General features: G+C 55.6%; 3 protein-coding genes. 2 read left to right on the top strand and 1 reads right to left on the bottom strand.

What is annotated here, in order from left to right; translation table 11 throughout:
• Positions 1-1,199, bottom strand: a 1,199-nt coding sequence (locus tag AC221Y_RS22535) for a hydroxymethylglutaryl-CoA reductase, degradative (RefSeq protein WP_486708530.1), incomplete at its 3' end; no start/stop codon positions are given.
• A 448-nt stretch (positions 1,200-1,647) separates the two neighbouring features.
• Between AC221Y_RS22535 and AC221Y_RS22530 the strand changes: the two genes are divergently transcribed.
• Positions 1,648-2,319 (top strand): GntR family transcriptional regulator, encoded by a 672-nt coding sequence (locus AC221Y_RS22530; protein ID WP_085828487.1) that lies wholly within the window; start codon positions 1,648-1,650, stop codon positions 2,317-2,319.
• A 188-nt stretch (positions 2,320-2,507) separates the two neighbouring features.
• Positions 2,508-3,192 (top strand): type 2 periplasmic-binding domain-containing protein (locus AC221Y_RS22525; RefSeq protein WP_486708529.1); only part of this gene is annotated, 685 nt, incomplete at its 3' end.

Below are 3,192 nucleotides of genomic sequence, written 5' to 3'. Positions count from 1 at the left end.
CCGGCTGTAATCGCGATGTTGCGTGCATGTAATGTCATGTGCCCCCGTTGAATGCCTTCGGTGGCCAGCGCGCGCAGTGCGGCCATATTCTGCGCCAGACCAACCGCCACCGTCACCTCGGCAAGCTCTCGGGCGGACGACACGCCCATCAGCTTGAGCGCGGCCTGCGCGGCCGGATGGGTGCGCGTGGCCCCACCGACGATACCGAGCGCCATAGGTATTTCCAACGTTCCGACGAGCGCGCCATCCTTGGCGATCTCCCATGTGGTCAACGACTTGTAGCGGCCGGAACGCGAGGCAAAGGCATGGGCACCCGCCTCAACGGCACGCCAATCGTTACCTGTGGCCAAGACGACCGGGTCAATTCCGTTCATGATGCCCTTATTGTGGGTCGCAGCACGATAAGGATCGATCAGGGCCAGCGCACAGGCCTCGACTATGCCTTGCGCCACCTCCGCACCGTCGTGCGTCCCCGACTTCAACGCATCTGTGGGAACGCGAACGCTGGCCGTTACTAGCCGCTTGTCGGCCAGATTGGAAAGAATGCGCAATCGCACTTTTCCACCGGTGATTTTTTCCACATGCGGGGCCACGGACTCGGCCATGGTGTTGACCGTGTTAGCACCCATGGCGTCGCGCACATCCACCAGAAGATGCAAAATGACCATCGAACCGATCGGACTATCAGAAAAGACTTCGACTTCGATGTCTTTGCAGCCACCACCAAGGCCGATCAGGACTGTGTCCCTGGAGTTGGCTTTTTCAATAATATTGTCTCGATCCGCCAGGAGCAGTGCGCGTGCGCCAAACGGATCGCCAAGCCCCAGGATCTGGATCTGCGCCCGCATGATCGGCGCGGTCGAGCTTGTACGGAAACCACCTCCTTCGCGGGCGATCTTGGCCATGTAGGAGGCGGCGGCGACAACGGATGGTTCTTCGACGGCCATTGGTACCAGATAGTCGCGACCGTTAACCGTGAAGTTTGTTGCAACGCCAAGTGGCAACTCGTAAGTGCCGATCACATTCTCAATCATTCCGTTCGCGACATGAAGCCCAAGAGCCGGAGCGTCAGACAATGCATCAATAGCCGACTGGTCGATACCGGTAGCTAGCGACACAGCCTTCCGCCGCGCTTCCGGCTCCATATCTCGCATTCCTTCGATCCGCGACGATTGGGTGGCGTGATTTTCTTTGGACATCGTTATCTCCCTTTGGAAGGTGAACAGGATATTTAACGAAATGACGGGAAGAAGTAATGGTAATTCAGCGGGTTTGTCAGATGACTGGTTTTACACCTGCCGGGTTTCGGTGGTCGTCTTTGCAAGGTTTTTTGCGTAAACCCTTGCTTCTGTCATTATCTGGCCTCTGTCTGTTGATCTTCGGACGTCGGCGCCATGGAGAAGGGGCAACTTAAAATCCGCTTTGCAGGCCGACGGGCTGTTACGTAGGATTGCATGGTCGATCATGGCGGAAGTTTGCAAAACAATCACCGATGACTAACGGGAGATTCATTTAGGGTCACTTTAGTACGGATCACCCGAGGGGCAGGTGAACGCGGCAAGAAATGAAACGACGATGCGAAATTCCTTTCAGGATTGCTCGTCTAGCTATGGATTTTCATTGGGCTTATGTGCAAAGAGACTGAATATGTTTGAAAACCAACAGCCGATCCAAAAAGACAAGTTGCACGATCAGGTCTATGATCGGCTGTGCACATTGTTGCGCGAGGGTGAGTTTACACCTGGCCAGGCGGTGCCTGTTGCGCGGGTGGCCAAGGCCTTTGGCGTCAGCGCAATGCCTGTGCGCGAGGCGTTGACCCGGCTGCTTGCTGTCGGAGTTCTGGCAAATGTTTCTGGCCGGTCGGTGGGCGTGCCGGTGCTTGATTATGAAGAGTTGACCGATTTGCGCAATGTGCGCCTTGAGGTCGAGGCGCTTGCCGTAAGATGGGCGGTAAAGAACCGGGACGATGCTTTTCTGGCGGACCTCGATGATTTGCTGGAGCGCCTCGAAAACACAGAGCAGTCCGGCGATGTTCGCAGGTACATCAAGACCAACTACGAATTCCACTTTCGTCTTTACGAGCAATCGCGTTCACCTGTCTTGACGGAAATCATCGGTACGCTCTGGTTGCGCGTCAGTCCCCATCTTTATCAGTTGGAACTTGAGGACCAGTACAAGGTTTCAAATAACCATCACCGCAGAATCGTCGAATGCATCCGCAAGGGGGATGACAAAGGCGCATCGGAGGCTCTGATCGCTGACCTTTCCGATGCGTACGACGTGCTTGTCCGGATGCTTTTTGCTCCTGAGTCGGCTTAACAAAGAAGACTCTGCGCGGGTAGAGTCCACTATTTTTCCCTTTCATCATAAGTCATTGAACGAGATGTGGGAAATTCCCGAATCTAAAACTTGATTTTTGATCAATAATCAATCAGCATTTGTTTATCTACTGCCGCGGAACAAACTCGGAGGATGTTTGTGCCGGTCGGCCCAATTGGGAGGAAAGTATGAAATATTCGAAAATCACCGCAGCTCTGATCGCAGGTTCAATGGCATTCGGCGTGTCCGCAAAGGCTGACATCCTAGACGTGCACATGAACATCCCCAAGGACCTGACATTCCTGGCCGACAGCGCAAAGCTGATGGATGAGACACTCAGAAAGATGAGCGGTGGAGCTTCCGGGTTCACGCTCTACGGGGCCGGCGAACTGGTCCCGGCAGGGGAAATTCTCGAAAACGTAAGCTCCGGTGCTATTCCGGCTGGTTGGAGCTTTCTGGGCCAGTGGGGCGGACAGGTTCCGGTTGCCCAAATCGGTGCGACACCCTTCGGCGCGGGCCCCGAAGCTCTGGCGGCCTGGTTGCATGTGGGCGGCGGTCTGGAGATCGTTCAGCGCGGCTTTGACCCGCTCAACATCAAGGTCATGGCCTGCCACGTCACCAACCCCGAGCCCGGCGGCTGGTTCAACAAGGAAATCAAATCGATCGAGGATTTCAACGGTCTCAAGATGCGCATGGCCGGTGTTGGCGCGCGCGTGCTTAACGAATTCGGCGCCTCGGCACAGTATTTGCCTGCCAGCGAAATCTACCTCGCGCTGGAGCGCGGTCGCATCGACGCCACGGAATTTTCGCTTCCGATCATCGACAAGGATCTGGGCTTTAACCAGATCGCGAAATACTACTACTATCCGGGCT

Source organism: Boseongicola sp., from assembly GCF_057460485.1.
This window is presented reverse-complemented; position numbering and strand designations above follow the sequence as displayed.